The 19,892-nt window shown below is 45.2% G+C and carries 20 protein-coding genes and 1 tRNA gene; 20 read left to right on the forward strand and 1 reads right to left on the reverse strand.

What is annotated here, in order from left to right; all coding sequences use genetic code 11:
- Positions 1-364 precede the first annotated feature (364 nt).
- From BSG1_RS09750 to BSG1_RS09825, 16 genes are all read left to right on the forward strand, one after another.
- A complete protein-coding gene (locus BSG1_RS09750) occupies positions 365-1,549 on the forward strand; it encodes an ATP phosphoribosyltransferase regulatory subunit (protein WP_006836850.1) in 1,185 nt (394 codons plus the stop codon).
- Positions 1,549-2,184, forward strand: a complete 636-nt coding sequence (gene hisG / locus BSG1_RS09755; protein ID WP_006836851.1) for an ATP phosphoribosyltransferase — start codon at positions 1,549-1,551, stop codon at positions 2,182-2,184. Before BSG1_RS09750 ends, hisG begins: the two co-directional genes overlap by 1 nt.
- Positions 2,185-2,199: 15 nt before the next feature.
- Entirely contained in the window at positions 2,200-3,468 is a 1,269-nt protein-coding gene (gene hisD / locus BSG1_RS09760; RefSeq protein WP_006836852.1) for a histidinol dehydrogenase, read from the forward strand.
- A gap of 116 nt (positions 3,469-3,584) precedes the next feature.
- Positions 3,585-4,178 carry an imidazoleglycerol-phosphate dehydratase HisB gene (hisB, locus tag BSG1_RS09765; RefSeq protein WP_006836853.1) on the forward strand — a complete coding sequence of 198 codons (594 nt, stop codon included), beginning with the start codon at positions 3,585-3,587 and terminating at the stop codon, positions 4,176-4,178.
- The gene (gene hisH, locus BSG1_RS09770; protein WP_006836854.1) at positions 4,179-4,808 is read left to right on the forward strand and encodes an imidazole glycerol phosphate synthase subunit HisH; all 630 of its coding nucleotides are present in this window, start codon (positions 4,179-4,181) and stop codon (positions 4,806-4,808) included.
- The gene (gene hisA, locus BSG1_RS09775) at positions 4,805-5,539 is read left to right on the forward strand and encodes a 1-(5-phosphoribosyl)-5-[(5-phosphoribosylamino)methylideneamino]imidazole-4-carboxamide isomerase (protein ID WP_006836855.1); all 735 of its coding nucleotides are present in this window, start codon (positions 4,805-4,807) and stop codon (positions 5,537-5,539) included. Before hisH ends, hisA begins: the two co-directional genes overlap by 4 nt.
- On the forward strand, positions 5,533-6,291 hold the full coding sequence (gene hisF, locus BSG1_RS09780) for an imidazole glycerol phosphate synthase subunit HisF (protein ID WP_006836856.1): 759 nt from the start codon (positions 5,533-5,535) through the stop codon (positions 6,289-6,291). Before hisA ends, hisF begins: the two co-directional genes overlap by 7 nt.
- On the forward strand, positions 6,288-6,917 hold the full coding sequence (gene hisIE, locus BSG1_RS09785; RefSeq protein WP_006836857.1) for a bifunctional phosphoribosyl-AMP cyclohydrolase/phosphoribosyl-ATP diphosphatase HisIE: 630 nt from the start codon (positions 6,288-6,290) through the stop codon (positions 6,915-6,917). Before hisF ends, hisIE begins: the two co-directional genes overlap by 4 nt.
- A gap of 331 nt (positions 6,918-7,248) precedes the next feature.
- Positions 7,249-8,763, forward strand: coding sequence for a tetratricopeptide repeat protein (locus BSG1_RS09790; RefSeq protein WP_006836858.1), 1,515 nt, complete (start codon positions 7,249-7,251; stop codon positions 8,761-8,763).
- Positions 8,764-8,948: 185 nt separating this feature from the next.
- Complete coding sequence (gene trxB / locus BSG1_RS09795) at positions 8,949-9,899, forward strand: thioredoxin-disulfide reductase (RefSeq protein ID WP_006836859.1); 951 nt, start codon at positions 8,949-8,951, stop codon at positions 9,897-9,899.
- Positions 9,900-10,365: 466 nt separating this feature from the next.
- Positions 10,366-10,824, forward strand: coding sequence for an NUDIX hydrolase (locus tag BSG1_RS09800; protein ID WP_006836860.1), 459 nt, complete (start codon positions 10,366-10,368; stop codon positions 10,822-10,824).
- 17 nt (positions 10,825-10,841) lie between these two features.
- Entirely contained in the window at positions 10,842-11,732 is an 891-nt protein-coding gene (gene rapZ, locus BSG1_RS09805) for an RNase adapter RapZ (RefSeq protein ID WP_006836861.1), read from the forward strand.
- The gene (locus BSG1_RS09810; RefSeq protein WP_006836862.1) at positions 11,729-12,709 is read left to right on the forward strand and encodes a gluconeogenesis factor YvcK family protein; all 981 of its coding nucleotides are present in this window, start codon (positions 11,729-11,731) and stop codon (positions 12,707-12,709) included. The genes rapZ and BSG1_RS09810 overlap by 4 nt, the downstream gene beginning before the upstream one ends.
- A gap of 86 nt (positions 12,710-12,795) precedes the next feature.
- The gene (gene whiA / locus BSG1_RS09815) at positions 12,796-13,743 is read left to right on the forward strand and encodes a DNA-binding protein WhiA (protein WP_006836863.1); all 948 of its coding nucleotides are present in this window, start codon (positions 12,796-12,798) and stop codon (positions 13,741-13,743) included.
- 27 nt (positions 13,744-13,770) lie between these two features.
- Positions 13,771-14,028, forward strand: a complete 258-nt coding sequence (locus tag BSG1_RS09820; RefSeq protein WP_006836864.1) for an HPr family phosphocarrier protein — start codon at positions 13,771-13,773, stop codon at positions 14,026-14,028.
- A 253-nt stretch (positions 14,029-14,281) separates the two neighbouring features.
- Positions 14,282-15,037: an SDR family NAD(P)-dependent oxidoreductase gene (locus BSG1_RS09825; RefSeq protein WP_044022702.1), complete on the forward strand. Its 756-nt coding sequence runs from the start codon at positions 14,282-14,284 to the stop codon at positions 15,035-15,037.
- Between the two features lie 114 nt (positions 15,038-15,151).
- On the opposite strand, the gene clpP is transcribed toward BSG1_RS09825, so the two are convergent.
- The gene (clpP, locus tag BSG1_RS09830; protein ID WP_044022699.1) at positions 15,152-15,751 is read right to left on the reverse strand and encodes an ATP-dependent Clp endopeptidase proteolytic subunit ClpP; all 600 of its coding nucleotides are present in this window, start codon (positions 15,749-15,751) and stop codon (positions 15,152-15,154) included.
- 739 nt (positions 15,752-16,490) lie between these two features.
- On the opposite strand from clpP, the gene BSG1_RS09835 reads away from it, so the two are divergent.
- The 4 genes from BSG1_RS09835 (at position 16,491) to BSG1_RS09855 (ending at position 19,838) form a co-directional block, all read left to right on the forward strand.
- Positions 16,491-16,562, forward strand: a tRNA-Arg gene (locus BSG1_RS09835).
- Between the two features lie 311 nt (positions 16,563-16,873).
- On the forward strand, positions 16,874-17,539 hold the full coding sequence (locus tag BSG1_RS09840) for a DsbA family oxidoreductase (RefSeq protein WP_269479316.1): 666 nt from the start codon (positions 16,874-16,876) through the stop codon (positions 17,537-17,539).
- Between the two features lie 756 nt (positions 17,540-18,295).
- Positions 18,296-19,588, forward strand: a complete 1,293-nt coding sequence (gene rpoN, locus BSG1_RS09850; RefSeq protein WP_006836870.1) for an RNA polymerase factor sigma-54 — start codon at positions 18,296-18,298, stop codon at positions 19,586-19,588.
- Entirely contained in the window at positions 19,581-19,838 is a 258-nt protein-coding gene (locus tag BSG1_RS09855) for a glutaredoxin family protein (protein WP_006836871.1), read from the forward strand. Before rpoN ends, BSG1_RS09855 begins: the two co-directional genes overlap by 8 nt.
- Positions 19,839-19,892 lie beyond the last annotated feature (54 nt).

Here is a 19,892-nt window from a genome sequence, read left to right on the forward strand (position 1 = left end):
AAAATTAATAATCGCTGATAAAATTTAAAAATTGCCGATAAATCAAAATTTCCGCTGATAAATTCAGAAAATAGCTGATAACCGATGACCCGCTTCCGCCAAAAAAACGCCACCAGTCCCACGAACGAAAAATCAGCCAAACTCACAAAAGACTCTCCTGGCAAAAGGGTCTTTTTTTACGTTCCGGGCAAACTAATCAAAAAGAGTTTTTCGGTTGACTGCCATTGAGGATAGAGTTACACTACATATAACTTTAATTTATTAGCACATTAGCGAACTAAAGCATTCTAAATATTTTCAATAAATCGACTCTAGTGCAATAATAAATAGATACTGTAAAAAAACAGAAAAAAAGGTGGTTGTCATGTCAAAGCTGTTCATGTTTGAGAAACCGTTGGGGATGAGGGATACATTTCCGAGTCTTTACCAAGCGAAAGCGTCATTAAAAACAAAAATGGATGAAACGATTAAAGCCTGGGGCTATCAGTTTATAGAAACACCGACTCTTGAATACTTTGAGACTGTCGGCGAGGCATCTGCGATTCTGGACAGGCAGCTGTTCAAGCTCCTCGACCAGCAGGGGCATACTCTGGTGCTGCGGCCGGATATGACAGCCCCGATTGCCAGGGTTGCCGCTTCAAAACTTTTGCGTAACAAACAGCCATTGCGTCTTGCATATTGTGCGAATGTTTTTCGAGCTCAGCAGCGTGAAGGAGGCAGGCCTGCAGAATTCGAGCAGTTCGGGATTGAGTGTATCGGCGACGAAACGATTTCAGCTGACGGGGAAGTGATTTCCCTGATGATTTCCTCGTTTAAAGCAGCCGGTTTGCAAAACTTCACGATTTCAATAGGACACATCGGTTTTGTCAGGGAGCTGTTCAAAGAAATTTTAGGAACAGAAGAGCGTGCGAATACGTTAAGTCGTTTTTTATATGAAAAAAATTATGTAGGATTCCGGGACCATGTCAACGATCTGCCGCTTTCTTCCATCGACAAGCAGCGTCTGTTTTCATTTCTGAAATTACGAGGCGGAAAAGACAAACTGCAGGAAGCATATCCGTTAATGGAAGGTGAGGCAGGACGAGAAGCGATCGGACAACTGGAAGAATTGTCGGATCTTCTTGAAGATTACGGTCTGGCTCAATATGTGAAGTTTGATTTGAGTCTTGTCAGCCACATGAGTTATTACTCGGGTATTCTTTTTGAAACGTATGCCGGGAATGTCGGATTTCCCATTGGAAATGGCGGCCGTTACAATAAATTAATGGAAAAGTTCGGGAAGGATTCCGGGGCGACCGGTTTTGCCCTGAGGATTGATCACATATTGGAGGCTTTGGGTTTCGCGGAAAATCCGGTCACAGATCACTGCGTACTTTTCAGCCGGGAACGCAGAAGTGAAGCGATTCAATTTGCACAGGATTTGAGGCAGAGCGGGAAGAGTGTTGTACTGCAGGACTGGAAAGGGATCACAGATGTCGATGAATTCTCAAAGGAATTTACTGATGTAAGTTATTTTATCGGGAAGAACGGAAAAGGCGGTGATGAGTGATGACGGATTTGACGATCGCAATGCCAAAAGGGCGGATATTCGATGAAGCGCTGGAACTTCTGAGGCAGGCTGGATATAATCTTCCGCCAGAGTTTGATGATTCCAGGAAGCTGATCATCGAAGTGCCTGAAGAAAAACTGACGTTCATCCTCGCCAAGCCAATGGATGTCCCGACCTATGTGGAACACGGTGTGGCCGACCTCGGAATTGCCGGGAAGGATGTCATGCTGGAGGAAGAAAGGGACGTATATGAACTCCTTGATTTAAAAATTTCCGCCTGCTACTTAGCAGTGGCCGGGCTTCCTGGTACGAAAATGAATGAAGTCGCGCCGAAGATTGCTACGAAATATCCGACGATTGCCTCCAGTTATTTTCGAGAACAGGGAGAACAGGTCGAAATTATCAAGTTGAATGGATCGATTGAGTTGGCCCCGATGATCGGACTGGCAGACAGGATTGTGGATATAGTTTCGACAGGAAGAACCCTGAAAGAAAATGGATTGGTTGAATATGAAAAAATCGTCGACATTACGTCAAGGCTGATTGTGAACCCGGTCAGCTACAGAATGAAGGATGAAAGAATCGATGAGCTGGCAGAGAGATTAAGAGAAGTAGTCAGCAATATTCCGGTATAGAAGGAGGGGATCATCATGAAGATCATAGAGGCAAAAGGTAATTTATCGATTAAGCGTTCAATCGACAGCGGGACGGAAGAACAGCGTAAAGCAGTCCAGGAGATTTTACGGGAAGTGAAATCTGCTGGAGACCTTGCGTTGTTAAAATACACGGAGAAATTTGATGGAGTCAGGCTTCAGGATATGAAGGTTACCTCAGAGGAAGTCGATGCAGCGGTAAAGGAAATCGGCACTGAAATGGTGAGAATCATCGAAGAGGCTGCTGAGAATATTTCCTCCTTCCATGGAAAACAAAAACGGAATTCATGGTTTGACACGGATGAGAACGGTACCCTGCTGGGCCAGAAAATCACCCCTCTTGACTCTGTCGGTGTATACGTACCGGGCGGAACAGCGGCTTACCCGTCTTCTGTCTTGATGAATGTTCTTCCTGCGAAGGTGGCGGGAGTAGAGCGCATCGTCATGGTCACTCCTCCAGGTGAAGACGGACGCATTCCTTCAGCTGTCCTTGCGGCTGCCCGGGTTGCCGGAGTCACGGAAATCTGGAAGGTCGGCGGTGCCCAGGCGATAGGTGCGCTTGCATATGGGACAGAAAGTATGGCACCGGTCGATAAAATCGTTGGTCCGGGGAATATTTATGTCGCGCTGGCCAAACGGGAAGTCTTCGGTGATGTTGCAATTGATATGATTGCCGGTCCAAGTGAGATTGTTGTGTTGGCGGATGAAACGGGATTAGCAGAAGAGATTGCTGCTGACCTGCTGTCACAGGCGGAACACGATGTGAATGCTTCGGCAGTGCTTGTGACAACTTCAGCGCAGCTTGCGGAAGAGGTTTCCGCACAGGTGGAGAAAGCACTGGAAGATTTGCCACGTAAAGAAATTGCCGCAGAGTCGGTGGAACGCTTCGGTGCGATTTACCTTGCTGAAAGTATGGAAAAAGCGGTGGAAGTGGTCAATGACCTGGCACCAGAGCATTTGGAAATTATGACTAACAATCCGATGGTGACGATGGCCAAGATACGCCACGCCGGCGCCGTTTTCTTAGGGAGATACAGTTCAGAACCTGTCGGGGACTATTTTGCCGGACCGAACCATGTGCTTCCGACAAACGGGACAGCACGGTTCTCATCCCCATTGAATGTGGATGATTTTACAAAAAAGACATCGGTCATTTCTTATAGTGAAAAAGCGTTGAAAGATAACTACAGCAAAATCGCGAAACTGGCGCGCCTTGAGGGCTTGGAAGCCCATGCCCGAGCGGTCGAATCGCGGTTTAAAAAATAAATAGATGTTGCTTTAGCCCATTAACGCGCTAAGAGGGACAGTCCCTCTTCGTACGTTAACGCGTTAAAGCACAAAGAGGGACTGTCCCTTTTAATACGGTGAAGGAGTGAAGTGTTGTGGAAGATAGCAGAAGGGCGGAGTTGGTCCGCAAGACGAATGAGACGGATATTGAGCTTAGCTTTTCAATAGATGGAACCGGAAATGCAAATATAGAAACGGGTGTGCCGTTCATGTCCCACATGCTGGACCTGTTCACGAAGCACGGCCAGTTCGATTTGAATGTCAATGCCCAGGGAGATATTGACGTTGACGATCATCATACAACTGAAGATATCGGAATCTGTCTTGGTCAGGCCCTTCAAAAGGCATTGGGAGACAAAAAAGGGATCAAGCGTTACGGAAATGCCTTTGTGCCGATGGATGAAGCGCTGGCTCAGGTGGTCGTGGATTTGAGCAACAGGCCGCACCTGGAAATGAGGGCGGATTTCCCAAGCCAGAAAGTAGGAACGTTTGATACTGAGCTTGTACATGAATTTCTTTGGAAATTGGCGTTGGAAGCGAGGATGAATCTTCATGTCATCGTACACTACGGCCATAATACACACCACATGATTGAAGCGGTCTTCAAGGCGCTGGGACGTGCCCTGGATGAAGCGACGACCATTGACCCGAGAATTCAAGGGGTGCCATCTACGAAAGGAATGTTATAAATGATCGGAATCGTCGATTATGGAATGGGAAATCTGTTCAGTGTCGCAAAGGCGCTTGAACGGCTGGATGTTCCTTATTTTATCAGTGAAGATGTAAAAGAGCTCCGAAAAGCGGACGGCTTGCTTCTTCCGGGAGTCGGCTCCTTCCGCGATGCCATGACGCTATTAGCACGCCAGAAGCTGATTGGTTTCATTAAAGAGTATGCCGGGAGCGGGAAGCCTCTCCTAGGAATCTGTTTGGGGATGCAGCTCCTTTATGATGAAAGTGAAGAGAATGGAACCACTGAGGGACTTGGCCTCCTGAAAGGCCGTGTCATAAGGATTCCGAGACAGACAGAAGAGATGAAGATTCCGCATATGGGCTGGAACAAACTTCGATTCGTCAATGAATCACCATTGCTGGAAGGTTTGTCGGAAGAACATGTTTACTTTGTTCACTCTTATTATATTTCTGAAGCGGATTCTGACGATGTTGTAGCGACAGCAGAGTACGGCGTGGAAGTGCCGGCAATCGCAGGGAAAGACAATATATTCGGAATGCAATTTCATCCGGAAAAAAGCAGCGAACTCGGCATGAAGCTGCTGCGTAATTTTACAAAACTGGTGGAGCAAAAGGAGGAAGTGCGATGAGTTTTACCATCTATCCGGCGATCGACATGCGCGGCGGGAAGTGTGTCCGCCTGCTGCAGGGAGATTACAGCAAGGAAACGGTTTATGGAGATTCTCCTTTTGATATGGCGAAAAGGTTTGTGGATGAAGGAGCCCAATGGATTCACATGGTCGATCTGGACGGTGCGAAGGAAGGCAGCCGTGTGAATGATAAGTTTGTCATTGCTGTCGCAAATGAACTGGGTGCGAAAGTCCAGATTGGCGGCGGGATCCGTTCAGAAGAGGATATTGAATACTACCTTAATAACGGGGTTCAGAGGGTGATCATCGGCAGCCTGGCCGTTTCCCAAACGGAACTGGTGAAAAGCTGGCTTGCCAAGTATGGAGACAGGATAGCGATCGGCCTTGATGCCAAAGATGGCTTTGTCGCCACTCACGGCTGGATTGAAACGTCACAGCTGAAGGCAGTAGACCTTGGTGTCGAGCTTGCCCAAGCAGGTGCTGAAACCTTTATTTTCACCGATATTGCAACGGACGGAATGCTGTCCGGTCCCAATGTTGAGGCAGTCGCGGAATTGGCGAAAGCCACAGGAAAAGAAGTGATCGCTTCCGGCGGGGTGAGTTCCATGGACGACCTCCGTCTTTTAAAAGAATACGAGGGTAAGGGTGTTGCCGGCGCCATCGTCGGAAAAGCGATCTACACGGGGAAAGTATCCGTGGAAGACGCTGTAAAAGAGGTGTCATCATGCTGACGAAACGTATCATTCCTTGTCTCGATGTAAAAGAAGGCAGAGTCGTTAAGGGAATCAGCTTCGTTCAGCTTCGTGATGCGGGTGATCCTGTCGAACTCGCTAAATTTTACGATAAGCAAGGAGCGGACGAACTGGTATTCCTTGATATTTCAGCATCCCATGAAGGGCGCAAGACGATGATCGATGTGGTAAAAGAGGTCGCGTCGGAGCTTGCCATTCCTTTTACAGTCGGAGGCGGCATCAATTCAGTTGAAGATATGAAAAATATCCTCCGTGCTGGAGCTGATAAGGTTTCCTTGAACACTGCAGCCGTAGTGCGGCCGGAACTGATTTCCGAAGGATCCCAATACTTCGGTTCCCAGTGCATCGTCGTGGCGATAGACGCCAAGTTTGAAGAAGGAAGCGGCACATGGAAAGTCTATACGCATGGCGGCCGCAAAGTTACGGAAAAAGACGCCGTGTCCTGGGCTCAGGAAGCTGAAAAACTGGGTGCCGGAGAGATTCTCCTGACAAGCATGGACAGTGATGGCGGCAAAACAGGATTTAACCTTTCCTTGACCAAAGCTGTCAGTGAAGCCGTATCGATCCCGGTTATTGCCTCAGGCGGGGCAGGCAATGCAGAACATTTCGAAGAGATTTTTAAAAGAGGTAAAGCGGATGCGGCACTGGCAGCGTCCATCTTCCATTATAAAGAAACAAGTGTTGAGCAAGTGAAGGAATATCTGAGGGAAAAGGAGGTTGCAGTAAGATGAGCGTTATCATAGAAAGAATTCAATTCGATGAAAAGGGCCTCGTACCTGCCATCGTTCAGGATGCCTCCACAAAGAAGGTATTGACCCTGGCTTATATGAATGCCGAGTCTTTGAAGTTGTCGGTGGAAAAAGGGGAAACATGGTTTTATTCCCGTTCACGCCAGGAACTCTGGCATAAAGGCGCTACCAGTGGAAACACCCAGCGTATCGTCGAAATGAGATATGACTGTGATCAGGATGCGGTTCTGGTTGAGGTGGAACCTAAAGGACCGGCTTGCCACAAAGGGAACGAGAGCTGCTTTGAGGAAAGCTTTTATAAGTCTGAAGAGGTGTCAACCGATGGAAGTTCAATACTGACACAGCTTGAGAAAGTGATTTCCGACCGCTTCGACCAGCGACCGGAAGGAGCTTATACGACCTATCTCTTTGAAGAGGGTGTCGATAAGATTCTGAAGAAAATCGGTGAAGAAGCAGCCGAAGTCATTATCGCCGCGAAAAACCGCGACAAAGAAGAACTGAAGTGGGAAAGTGCAGACCTTCTGTATCATATGCTGGTCCTCCTCAAAGAACAGGGCCTCCCATTAAATGAAGTCTTTCAAACACTGGAAGAGCGTCACAACAAATGATTTTAATGCTTTAAAGCACTAAGAGGGACAGTCCCCTTTGCTACGTTAACGTGCGAAAGGGGACAGTCCCTTTTTGTGTGCTTTTTTTGTAATTCTATACAAAAGTGTATATTCATTTTAATTAGTCAATTGAAGCGGTAGGTGTACGACCTCCTGCGGGATTAGCGGGACAGCTGAGGAGGTTCACCGCCCGCCCCGTTGAGCCATACACCTGTAGTGGAAATCCATTCACCTCGATTTATTTCCAGAAAATATCCTTCAGCGATGGTTTAGGAACTTAAATATGTGTGTTATACTACTGTAGTTAATCTATACGTTTCGGAGGACTTTCATGAGAAAAGGTTCAAATGCAAGAAACGATAAAAGCAAAATTTTATCATTCGTACCCACTGGTGAGTACTATTTCAACAAAGGCATCAAGGCTTACCACCGCAGGGAATTAAATAAATCTAAAAAATACCTTAACCGCGCCCTTCAGCTTGAGCCGTTGGAGCCGATGATCGCCTGCCAACTGGCCATCGTCCACACGGAAATGGGTGAATATAAACAATCCAACCAGCTGCTGCACTTAATCGTTGACAGCCTGGATCCTCATATGGCGGAATGCCATTATTTCTTGGCCAACAATTACGCACATCTTGGACTTTTCAAAGAAGCATACACGCATGTGACGAATTATCTGGAAAAAGAAGAGTACGGAGAATTCAGTGAAGATGCGGAAGAGCTGCTCGAAATCCTGGAGCTTGATTCAGACGAGGCTCTGGATACTCTTTATGAGCATGATGAACTGATCGCGAACCAGGACAAAGCCAGAAACTTGCTGGAGTCAGGAAACTTCCAAAAGGCAGTCGATCTTTTGGAGCAAGTGATCAAGGACTTTCCTGAGTACTGGTCCGCCTATAACAACCTCGCTCTCGCGTATTTTTATCTTGGGAAAACCGAAAAAGCGGCAGCGACTCTTGAAGAGGTCATGGAGAAAAATCCAGGGAACCTTCATGCACTATGCAACATGGCCGTCTTCTATTTTTACCAGCAAAGGCACGACGAGCTGGAGGAATTGATGGAAGGACTGGAAAAAATCCGCCCGTTCCACTATGAGCAGCGTTACAAGCTTGGGGCCACTTTCGCCTTGATCGGACGTAACGAGAAAGCCTATGAGTGGTTGAAATCCCTGCAAAAGCTTGGGTTCCAAGGAGATGCGAGCTTTTACTATTGGCTGTCACATGCCGCATATAATACAGGGCATGAGCAGACGGCAGAGCAAGCATGGAAAAGAGTCCTGGAAGAGAATCCTGAAAAAGCAGGATCAGAACCATGGAATGATGAAAATCCTCAGGTAGAAGGATTTGAAAATCACGTCACTTCCATTTTGAAAAAGCTGAAAAGCGAATATGCGGAAGAAAGGCTGTTCGGCTTGTTCCTAATTTCGATCTCTAAGCATCAAAAAGAGGTACTGACCCATACAGACTTTGGGGCAGTGGACGATTTTTCCCTTTCCGAAAAGCTGTACCTTGCTGAAATTTTAAAAGCAGAATCGAGAAAAGCCATCAAAGACAGCAAAGTGATTAAGCATATTCATGAAACGGCATTAGCTTTGTATGAGATTCATCACCCGATCAATGCGGTCGATTCCGGCTTGTTTCTGACATGGTTCAGCATTGCCTGCAAACTGCTCGAAGCTGAAACTTCGTTGAAAAATGCCAAAGCATGCGCGGCTGCGACGGAGTATATCTGGCACAGGTTAAGAGGAGACAAGAAGACAAAGACACTAATCTCAGGTAAATATGGAATTACGACAGGCACTCTGAACAAGTATTTGGAAGAAGTGGAAGCCTATCTTCAGTAGTGAGCATATTCATGGACGAATATGCTCTTCTTTTTATAGGATATGAGTAGATAGGAAATACTACAAAATAGTAGGATTACGGAGATGTTTAAAGGGAAAATAAAGATTGAGTGAACGGTTTACTCGTTCTTTTTTTATGAAATTGCATTTCTGTAAAACAGACTTCGATTGAAGGAGTGTTCATTGTGTCAGAAGAAAAAATTTATGATGTCATTATCGTTGGCGCCGGTCCAGCTGGTATGACAGCTGCAGTATATACGTCCCGTGCGGCCCTTTCCACATTAATGCTGGAACGCGGTATCCCGGGCGGGCAAATGGCCAATACGGAAGAAGTTGAAAACTATCCTGGTTTTGACCATATTCTTGGGCCGGACCTTTCCAACAAAATGTTTGAACATGCCAAAGCGTTCGGTGCCGAATATGCGTATGGCGACATTAAAGAAATTGTAGACGGTGAAGAGTACAAAACAATTAAAGCAGGATCTAAAGAGTACAAAGCCCGTGCTGTCATCCTCTCTACAGGTGCTGAGTGGAAAAAACTTGGCGTTCCGGGTGAGAATGAACTGGGCGGCCGCGGAGTATCCTATTGTGCGGTTTGTGACGGTGCCTTCTTTAAAGGAAAAGACCTTGTTGTAGTGGGTGGAGGAGATTCCGCCGTTGAAGAAGGTGTGTACCTGACTCGCTTCGCAAACAAGGTGACAATCGTCCACCGCAGAGACGAGCTTCGTGCGCAAAAGATCCTTCAGGAGCGTGCGTTCAATAACGACAAAGTTGATTTCATCTGGAACCATACGGTAAAAGAAATCAATGATAAAGACGGCAAAGTCGGCAGCGTTACATTGGTATCGACTGAAAACGGTGAAGAAAAGCCTTTTGAAGCAGACGGTGTGTTCATCTACATCGGAATGCTGCCACTGACAAAACCGTTCAGAGACCTGGGGATCACGAACGATATGGGCTATATTGAAACGAACGACAGAATGGAGACGAAGATTCCTGGAATCTTTGCTGCCGGTGATGTTCGTGAGAAGATGCTTCGCCAAATCGTTACGGCAACGGGCGATGGAAGTATCGCTGCCCAAGCAGCGCAGCATTACGTTGAAGAACTTGCCGAAAAATTGGCGGCCAAGAAGTAATCTGTCGAAAAACAGCTTATCGAAAAATCATTCCAGCTATATGCTGAAAACCTTGAAGAGCCCTTGGAACAGCAGGGCTCTTCTTTTTCGACAAAACGTGTCTAATATTACCGAATATTGTTTAGAAATAATTAACAATCCGTAATCACACCTTAAACGTACTGTAACACTAGTGAAACACAATCGGGGTATCATAGATAATAAGAAATTGACCCCCTTTTAAGAAATAAATCCCTTTTAAGACACAGGAACCGCCTGTGTCTCTTTTTTTGTTTTAAATCCTTTAATGCATTAACGCGCTAAGAGGGACTGTCCCTCTTAGCGCGTTAATGTGTAAAAGGGGACTGTCCCTCTTAGTGCTTTAAAGGGATGAAGCCTATGGTAAATGTTCGAACATTGTAGGAGAGGTACAATCATAGTATAATAAAGAGCAACGCAAACAGATGTAAAGCTTGAGGTGAAATGAATGCAGCGAGTGACAAATTGTCTATACATGAACGAGGATAAAGTTCTTCTTCTCCAAAAGCCGCGAAGAAACTGGTGGGTAGCCCCAGGCGGAAAAATGGAGCAGGGGGAATCGATTCGTGATGCTGTCATCAGGGAGTATCGCGAAGAAACAGGTATTTACCTGCGCAATGCTGATGTCAAAGGGATTTTCACCTTTATTATAAAAGACGGCGACAAAATTGTTTCAGAGTGGATGATGTTCACTTTTTTTGCTACAGAAGCAGATGGAGTCAACCTTACAGAGTGTGAAGAAGGGATTCTGGAGTGGCATGACCTCGAGGAAATTAAAAACCTGCCAATGGCAGAAGGGGACCGCCACATCCTGGAATACATGGTTCACGGAAAAGGGACCATTTATGGAACTTTTACCTACACACCAGACTTCCAATTGCTCGCATATAAATTGGATCCAAGTTAATCAAGGGGGAAGAGACAATGAGTACAGGTTCGACGAATGACGGCCAATTGGTGATCATCACCGGCATGTCCGGTGCAGGCAAAACCGTTGCCATACAAAGTTTTGAAGATTTAGGGTTTTTCTGTGTAGATAACCTACCGCCCACTCTCCTTCCTAAATTCCTTGAATTGATGAAAGACTCAGGGACCAAGATGAACAAAGTCGCTTTGGGGATGGACCTCAGGGGACGGGAGTTTTTCGATCATCTGATCCAGGCACTTGACGATATGGCGGAAACTTCGTGGGTGACCCCGCAGATCCTTTATCTTGATGCCGATGATTCAGCCTTGGTCAGACGTTATAAAGAGACACGGCGTTCACACCCGCTGGCTCCATCCGGCTTGCCAATGGAAGGAATCAAGCAGGAAAGGCTTCTCTTAGAAGAATTGAAGGGCCGTGCGCAAACCATTAATACTTCAGCGATGAAGCCGAGAGAACTGAGGGAAAAAATCCTTGAGGAATTCTCCGTCAATAAACGATCCATTTTTACCGTCAACGTGATTTCCTTTGGTTTTAAGCATGGTATCCCGATTGATGCTGATTTGGTGTTCGATGTCAGATTCCTGCCGAACCCTCATTATATTGACCATATGAGACCAAGGACCGGTTTGGAAGAGGACGTTTCAAAATATGTCCTCAAATGGAGCGAAACACAGAAGTTCCTTGAAAAAGTGACGGATCTCCTCACGTTCATGCTGCCGCATTATAAACGTGAAGGAAAGAGCCAGCTTGTCATTGCAATCGGCTGTACAGGCGGCCAGCACAGATCTGTGGCACTCTCGGAGTACATCGGTCATTATTTCGAAAATGACTACAGTACTAAGATCACACACAGGGATATCAATAAGAAACGGGAACAGCTGACATGAAGCAAAAGAATGAACCCAAGGTAGTCATCATTGGCGGCGGAACAGGACTGCCTGTTCTTCTTAGAGGACTAAAAACATACCCTTTAGATATAACAGCCATTGTGACAGTTGCAGATGATGGAGGAAGCTCGGGTCGTCTGAGAGATGATCTCAATGTACCCCCACCCGGTGACATCCGTAATGTCATTGCGGCCTTATCAGAGGTGGAGCCCCTGATTGAGCAGATGTTTCAACACCGGTTTGAAACATCCAATGAATTGTCTGGACATTCGCTTGGAAACCTGATCCTGGCGGCGTTCACCTCAATCACCGGTGACTTCGTGCATGCCATACAGGAGATGAGCAGGGTCCTGAATGTCAAAGGAAAGGTTCTTCCATCTGCCAATCAAAGCGTTGTCCTAAATGCAGAAATGGAAGACGGCACGATTGTTTCGGGAGAATCAAAGATTCCTTTTTCCGGAAAAAAGATCAAGCGTGTCTTTTTGACGCCTGGCACAATCATCCCTGTTTCAGAGACAATTCGGGCCATCCGGGAAGCTGATTTAATTGTCATTGGTCCCGGAAGTTTATACACAAGCATCCTGCCTAACTTGCTCGTTCCGGAAATCGGAAAAGAAGTCAGCAATAGCAAGGCACGGAAAGTGTATATATGCAACCTGATGACACAGGCGGGGGAGACACTTGATTTCACTGCCAGCGATCATGTGAAAGCCATCTACGACCATCTTCATGATGGATTCATTGATACGATTATTGTCAACAATGAACAAGTTCCTCAGGAGATTGAAGCCCGTTATGAGGAAGAAATGGCGAAACCCGTCATCTTTGATTTTGAGCGGTTGTCTTCAATGGGACTCCAAGTGATTGACGATGAAATCATCTCTTACTATGATGGCGTCATCCGCCATGATACCGGAAAAGTAGCGGAGATTATTTTTTCACTCATGAATAAACCCGATCTTAAAAGTATCGAATAAAATATATAAACGCTGTCTTTGGCAGTGGAATAGAACGGCAAGGCTGCCGCATTGAGTGCAAGCGTTTGTCTTAGGGAGGTGAAGAGATGTCGTTTGCGTCCGTTACTAAAAAAGAATTAACCAATCTTGACTTGAAGGATTGCTGCTCGAAAGCGGAATTATCTGCATTGATAAGGATGAACGGGTCACTGTCGTTTGCGAACAGGTCCCTAATCGTCAATATCCAGACCGAAAATGCCGCGATCGCAAGACGAATTTATTCTTTGATCAAGAAAAACTATGACACCCCGGTTGAACTGCTGGTCCGCAAAAAAATGCGGCTTAAAAAGAATAACATCTATATCGTACGCCTCAAAGAAGACACGAAAGAAATTCTGGAAAACCTCCATATACTAGGTGAGGGATTCACGATTATACATGATATCTCTGCGCAGCTCATCCACAAGAAGTGCTGCCGCCGTTCATACTTGCGTGGTGCTTTCCTGGCCGGAGGATCGGTCAACAACCCGGAAACCTCCTCATACCACCTGGAAATCTTCTCGTTGTACCAGGAGCATAATGAGGCCCTCTCAGAAGTAATGAACAGTTTTGGATTGAACAGCAAAACGTTGGAACGTAAAAAGGGATTCATCACATATCTTAAAGAGGCGGAAAAAATCACCGAGTTTTTGAATGTGGTAGGTGCCCACGGTGCCCTGCTCAGATTTGAAGACGTTCGAATCGTCCGGGATATGAGAAATTCAGTTAACAGACTTGTAAACTGTGAAACAGCCAATTTGAACAAAACGATAGGCGCTGCTCTCAGGCAGGTTGAGAACATCCGCTATATAGAGCAGTCTGCCGGATTGCAAATCCTGCCGGACAAACTCAGGGAGATCGCTGAACTGAGAGTCACTTATCAAGACGTCACATTGAAAGAGCTGGGGGAAATGGTTTCAGGGGGAACCATCAGCAAGTCAGGCATCAACCATAGACTCCGAAAAATAGATGAAATCGCAGAAAAACTGCGTTCTGGTGAAAAAGTAAAGCATTAACATATATGGACAAAGGGGAGAAGGAGCATGATTGAACAAAAAGTAGAGGTAAAATTAAAAACTGGCTTGCAAGCCCGCCCGGCGGCATTATTCGTACAGGAAGCCAACCGATTCTCATCAGAAGTATTTCTGGAAAGAAACGGCAAAAAAGTAAACGCTAAAAGCATCATGGGCTTAATGAGCCTTGCCGTAAGTTCAGGAACAGAAATCACACTGATTGCAGACGGCACTGATGAAGAACAAGCGGTGAAACACCTCACTGAATTCGTGCAAAAAGAAAGCTGATTAATTACTCCATCTTTTTATGAGGTGGGGTTTTTTTGTGGTGAAGTGTGCGGATAAACCATTCGAACAGTTTTCTGCTGCCTTTATGAATGATTTACACTCCATGTAATTTTCATATGTCAATATACCTTATCTTCCTCCCCCGAAGCTTTCGCTATAAAGACAACCTATGTTTGAACTTGATCTATTTGAGCAATATAAGGAAGGAAACAAAGGAATTGCGATAGTGATAAGTATTAAAGGAGGAATTTTTGTGAGTGAAAATAAAGCAGCGATTATCACAGGAGCCGGAAGCGGATTAGGACAATCTGCAGCGGTCCGCTTGGCAAAAGAAGGTATAGATATAGCAGTGGTCGATATCAATGAAGAGGGTGGAAATGAAACGGTTGAAATGGTTAAGCAAAAAGGAGTTAACGCCATTTTTATTAAAGCGGATGTTTCTAAAGCTGAAGAAGTGAAGAATTATGTGGATAAAACAGTTGAGGAATTTGGTAAGGTAGATTATTTCTTTAATAACGCTGGTATATCCGGTAGCGGGCAGTACTTTTTAAACACAGAGATCGAGGAGATTGAACAGGTCGTTTCTATAAACCTGATGGGAGCTTTGTATGGGGTTCGTTACGTTGCAGAAGTAATGATGAAGAATGGCGGAGGCTCAATCGTTAATACTGCTTCAAGTGCGGGTGTGATTGGGCAGGACTCCGTTGTGACGTATTCTGCTACCAAACACGGTATAATCGGACTGACCAAGAGCATGGTTGCTGAGTATGCCAAAGAAGGATTAAGAGTAAATGCCATAGCACCAGGGCCGACCGAAACGCCAATGGTCAAAGCTTTTTATGAGGCGAATCCTGAAATGAAAGCCAACGCGACTGGCGGTATCCCGCAAAAACGTTTAGGCACCCCGGAAGAAGTTGCAGAGCTTGTAACGTTCTTATTAACGTCGAAAGCAGAATATATCAACGGAGAAGTCATCCGTATTGATGGCGGCTTTACGAATACTAAATAAAACACAATCCAAAAACCGCAGAAGGCGAAAAGCCTTCTGCGGCTTCTATGTGATATAGCATTCTGACTTACAAACTGTACTGCTGATGTCAGTCAGGTACTTGGAACGATGAAATTATTTATTTTCGTTCATTTCATTGCTAGTGATGATGCGGTCGATCAAACCGTATTCAAGCGCTCTTTCCGCTGTCATGAAATTGTCGCGGTCAGTATCTTTAGAAATGACTTCAAGAGGCTGTCCAGTACGGTCAGAAAGGATCTGGTTCAGCTTCTCACGCAAGAACAAGATGCGCTTCGCAGCGATTTCGATTTCTGTCGCTTGACCTTGTGCTCCTCCAAGCGGCTGATGAATCATAACTTCTGCATTTGGCAGGGCAAGGCGCTTTCCTTTTGCACCTGCAGCAAGAAGGAATGCACCCATTGATGCAGCCATACCGATACAGATCGTTTGCACGTCAGGTTTGATGTACTGGATTGTATCATAGATAGCCATACCAGCTGTGATGCTTCCGCCAGGGCTGTTGATGTAAATGGAGATATCTTTTTCAGGATTCTCTGATTCAAGGAATAGCAATTGCGCAACGATGGAGTTGGCAACATTATCATCAATGCCGCTTCCCAGCATGATAACGCGGTCTTTCAACAAACGGGAGTAAATGTCGTACGCACGCTCACCGCGGTTTGTTTGTTCAATAACTGTCGGAATTAAGTTCATCTTATTTCCTCCTTCGATCAATTAATGTTATGTTGGAAACATACAAATTCTTTATGTACTGATATAATACACCAGTTGGTCAATAAAGGTCAAACAATTAACCCTCTTCAAGCTAATTTTTCCCTCGACAATCCTTTCTACATGATACCCATCCATTCCTTTTTTAAACTATGCTAAATATGAATAAAAGATTATTGTTTGTTTTATCTAAAATAGTATTGACGGATTTCCGCTCCGGATATCCGACTCCGCGGGGCGGGCGGTGAGCCTCCTCGGCTGCGCCTGTTTAAAAAGTGGAAGCGCCCCGTTTAGCACCGACAGGCAGATGTTCCTCAGCGAAAAAAAGGTGATCTTTCCTTTTATTCGCTGAGGGTTATTTGACCCCGAGGGGCTGGGCGCTGTAAATGGATTGGGGGTCTCACCTGTCCCGCTGCTCCCGCAGGAGGTCGGACACCCTCCGCTCCAATCAACAAAGTGTTAGAATTGACTAGTGAGCCGGTATGACTTAGATTTTTGAATTTAATAGGCTGATAAACCACTTTTGCCGACCAGTATTATGAGTATTATAGAATCTAATTGGCCTGATTAATCACTATACGGCCAATACCTAAACAAATTTCTATTCCCAATTAACCGATAATCCTTATCTTCTTGAAATCCAAACTCTGTTCCTGAAAACCTATTGCATTTCACCGGTTTCTGGATTATAATAGGATATCGTACGCTTGTCGTACAGCTTGCCCTCGTGGTGCAACGGATAGCACGTAAGATTCCGGTTCTTAAAATGGGGGTTCGATTCCCTCCGAGGGCGTTACCAAAGGCTCCCGCGCTGATTTTCAGTGCGGGGGCCTTTTTATGTAGTATGTTAATTTGTCCAAGTGCGTGAGCCCCACGGGGGAGGGGATAGAAATTGATCAATCGTTCCCACACCCTCCCTGTCGATTAACTCGATATATGGGTCTACACACTTTCCTAAAAAAAGCCTTATTTTTTGAAAACCCGCACTTAAGCAAATTCCGTGTAAAATCCAACCTCACCATCTATACTATAGATGAATAATGATTTGGAGGGATTAACATGCACATCGAAATGTGGACAGACTTCGCTTGACCTTTCTGCTATATTGGCAAAAGGCGTCTGGAGGACGCCATTAAGCAGATTGACCACCCAATTGAAGTGACATACAAGTGCTTTGAATTGGATCCGACAGCGGACCGAGATATTAAAGAAAACATTTATGAGAAGCTCGCCAAGAAATACGGCATGAGTATAGATCAAGCCAAAGCCAATACTGAAAATATGGTGAATATGGCGAAAGAAGTTGGATTAGATTATCAAATGGATACTCTGATCTTGACGAATACCTTTGATGCTCATCGTTTAACGATGTATGCTAAAACAAAGGGCCTTATGAAAGAAATGACCGACCGTATTTTACATGCTTACTATACGGAATCCAAGCATATCGGTGATCATGATACGCTGACAGATCTTGCAGTTGAAATAGGTCTGGACCGTGAAGCGGTACAAAAGGTGCTGGCAAGCGACGAGATGTCTGATGCCGTCCGTGCAGATGAACAGGCCGCACAGCAGATTGGCGTGTCAGGTGTACCTTTTTATCTGATCAACCAAAAGTACGCTCTTACCGGTGCCCAGCCGACTGAAGTGTTTGTGCAGGCATTGAAAAAAGTGATCGCAGAAGAAGAAGAAAAAATCACAGTTTTAAACAGCGGCAATGAAGACGGCGTTGTCTGTGATGAGAATGGCTGCGAGATTCCTAAAAAGTAAGCACCATTAACGAAACCAGCTCCGTTTTGCTGATAAGCAGAATTCGGGGCTGGTTTTTGTTTTAGGTTACTTCTATATGAAGTTCAAGAGGTATGGCTAGAATTAGCAGAAATTATTTTGGTCAGCAAGAAAGAAAAGAGTTATTCACTTTGTTTAGAGAGAAAAGCCCTCGTACCCAAGAGGAAAGTAATCTATACAAATATACTTGTCTGAATTTATCTAGTAATAGAGAATGGTCAGGCTTGCTTATAAGAAATAGAATCCTTGAGAGTTAATCTGTATGATTGGAGCGGAAGGTACTAGACCTCCTGCGGGATAAGCGGGACATCTAGTTCCAGCGCCAAGCCCCTCGGGATCAAATAACCCGAAGAGAATAAAAGGAAAAAGCGCCTTTTTTTCTCTTCGGAACATTTGCCTGTCGGAGCTGAGAGTGGCGCTTCCACTTTTGATGACAGGTGAGACCCCCAATCCAGTTGCAGCGTCCAGCCCCTCGGCTCAAATAACCCACAGCGAATAAAAGGAAAGATCACCTTTTCTTCGCTGTGGAACATTTGCCTGTCGGGGCTGAACAGGGCGCTTCCACTTTTATACAGGCGCAGCCGAGGAGGCTCAACGCCCGCCCCGCGGAGTCGAGTGCCTGCAGCGGAAATCACAACCAAATTTAATTACCCCAAACCAAATCCCACACCCGAATCTACTTATTTCCATACACTCACTCTCTTTTCTGTTGTAAAATAAGGTGAGGAGGGATCGGGAATGAAGCTCAATACCGGATTATGGCAGCGGCAATCATTGAAATTGAATATGACTCAGCAGCTGACACAGGCGATTGAATTGCTGCAGTATTCCTCCCAGGAATTGAATGCCTATTTGGAAAGCAAAGCACTGGAGAATCCGCTTCTTCAGCTTGAACCTGTTTCCTATGAGGAACGTACTAGAAAAAGAAACCAAGAGTATAACGGAATGAGTATTGATTGGATTGAAGAGATTGCAGTGCAGCAGCATTCGTTATGGGAGCACCTAAATGCGCAATTGAATTTGAAAACGCTTAACCATGAAGACCGTAACACTCTATCTCTTTTATTTGACAGCCTTGATGAGAACGGCTATTTGCCGTCCAATATAGAAAGTCTTTTTCGAGTATCGGATCTATCAACCTATATAGAAATGCTTCAGAGTCTGGAACCAGCCGGAATCGGCGCAAGGAATCTAAAGGAATGTCTCCTTCTGCAGATTCAGAGGGACACCGAAGCTCCGGAACATGCCCACTCAATCATTGAGCATCACTTCGCGGCTTTTTGTGAAAAGACATGGAAAACGATCACAAAAGAGTTAGGAATTACTCTATCAGATATTCAATTAACAGCGGACTACGTGAAAACACTGAACCCTCGCCCAGGAGCAAGATTCACATCGGAGGCTCCACAGTATATACGGCCGGAAATGAATGTGACCCGCAGTAAAGATGGATTGGAAGTGCAGTTGGTCGACGGCAGTGTCATGAAGATCAAATACAACAGCGAATATGATGAATTAATCGCCTCTTCAAAGGATAAAGAAGGCTTAAAGTTTATGCGTGATAAAAAGCAGGAGTTTCAGTGGCTTCTCAAAATGCTCGATCAGCGTAAAACCACGTTGATGAAAGTAGGAAAGTGCCTTGTGGAAAGGCAGGAGGCTTTTTTTAGATATGGTCCAAAGGAACTTAAACCTTTGACTTTAAAAGAGGTGGCAGAGACAATAGGGGTGCATGAGTCTACCATCAGCAGGGCTGTTAGAGGGAAGTACATTGGAACACCGTGTGGGACATATGAAATGAAGGCTTTGTTTGTAAGCGGTGTTGGAAAAGATGAAGATGCTGTTTCTTCAGAAGGGATAAAGGCCGAGATCATGCAGATGGTCACCACTGAAGATAAGAAGAAGCCTTTGTCAGACCAGGCGATTGCCGTGATGCTGCAGGAAAAAGGTCTGCACGTTTCGAGGAGAACAGTGGCGAAGTACAGAGATCAGCTCAACATTCCTTCGTCCACAAGGAGAAAAAGATATGAATGATCAGAAACTGATTAAAGTGAACTTTTATACGAGAGACCGATGTCCTTTGTGTGTGGACGCGAAACTTATTCTTAACCTTATAAAAGAAGATATCCCGTTCGAACTTTCTGAATATGATATCGACTTAAGCGACGATTTGACAGAGCGATTCGGATTGATGATTCCGGTAGTCGAGATGGACGGTGAAATCGTTCAGTATGGGCAAATTGATTATTTTACATTAAGTAAACGTTTACAAGATAAAACTTGAGTTTTTATAGTTGAAATTTGGTTCATCCCTTGCTAAACTTACCTTGAAAGCAGG

This window comes from Bacillus sp. SG-1 (assembly GCF_000181495.1).
Taxonomy (GTDB): Bacteria; Bacillota; Bacilli; order Bacillales; family Bacillaceae_B; genus Rossellomorea.

What these genes read in the sequence shown, in the direction of transcription:
- BSG1_RS09810 (WP_006836862.1), top strand. Translation starts at nt 11,729, where the DNA reads ATGAAGCAAAAGAATGAACCCAAGGTAGTCATCATTGGCGGCGGAACA.
- BSG1_RS09855 (WP_006836871.1), top strand. Translation starts at nt 19,581, where the DNA reads ATGAATGATCAGAAACTGATTAAAGTGAACTTTTATACGAGAGACCGA.
- rapZ (WP_006836861.1), top strand. Translation starts at nt 10,842, where the DNA reads ATGAGTACAGGTTCGACGAATGACGGCCAATTGGTGATCATCACCGGC.
- clpP (WP_044022699.1), bottom strand. Translation starts at nt 15,751, where the DNA reads ATGAACTTAATTCCGACAGTTATTGAACAAACAAACCGCGGTGAGCGT.
- hisA (WP_006836855.1), top strand. Translation starts at nt 4,805, where the DNA reads ATGAGTTTTACCATCTATCCGGCGATCGACATGCGCGGCGGGAAGTGT.
- hisD (WP_006836852.1), top strand. Translation starts at nt 2,200, where the DNA reads ATGAAGATCATAGAGGCAAAAGGTAATTTATCGATTAAGCGTTCAATC.
- BSG1_RS09800 (WP_006836860.1), top strand. Translation starts at nt 10,366, where the DNA reads ATGCAGCGAGTGACAAATTGTCTATACATGAACGAGGATAAAGTTCTT.
- whiA (WP_006836863.1), top strand. Translation starts at nt 12,796, where the DNA reads ATGTCGTTTGCGTCCGTTACTAAAAAAGAATTAACCAATCTTGACTTG.
- hisH (WP_006836854.1), top strand. Translation starts at nt 4,179, where the DNA reads ATGATCGGAATCGTCGATTATGGAATGGGAAATCTGTTCAGTGTCGCA.
- hisF (WP_006836856.1), top strand. Translation starts at nt 5,533, where the DNA reads ATGCTGACGAAACGTATCATTCCTTGTCTCGATGTAAAAGAAGGCAGA.
- BSG1_RS09750 (WP_006836850.1), top strand. Translation starts at nt 365, where the DNA reads ATGTCAAAGCTGTTCATGTTTGAGAAACCGTTGGGGATGAGGGATACA.
- BSG1_RS09790 (WP_006836858.1), top strand. Translation starts at nt 7,249, where the DNA reads ATGAGAAAAGGTTCAAATGCAAGAAACGATAAAAGCAAAATTTTATCA.
- rpoN (WP_006836870.1), top strand. Translation starts at nt 18,296, where the DNA reads ATGAAGCTCAATACCGGATTATGGCAGCGGCAATCATTGAAATTGAAT.
- BSG1_RS09820 (WP_006836864.1), top strand. Translation starts at nt 13,771, where the DNA reads ATGATTGAACAAAAAGTAGAGGTAAAATTAAAAACTGGCTTGCAAGCC.
- hisIE (WP_006836857.1), top strand. Translation starts at nt 6,288, where the DNA reads ATGAGCGTTATCATAGAAAGAATTCAATTCGATGAAAAGGGCCTCGTA.
- hisG (WP_006836851.1), top strand. Translation starts at nt 1,549, where the DNA reads ATGACGGATTTGACGATCGCAATGCCAAAAGGGCGGATATTCGATGAA.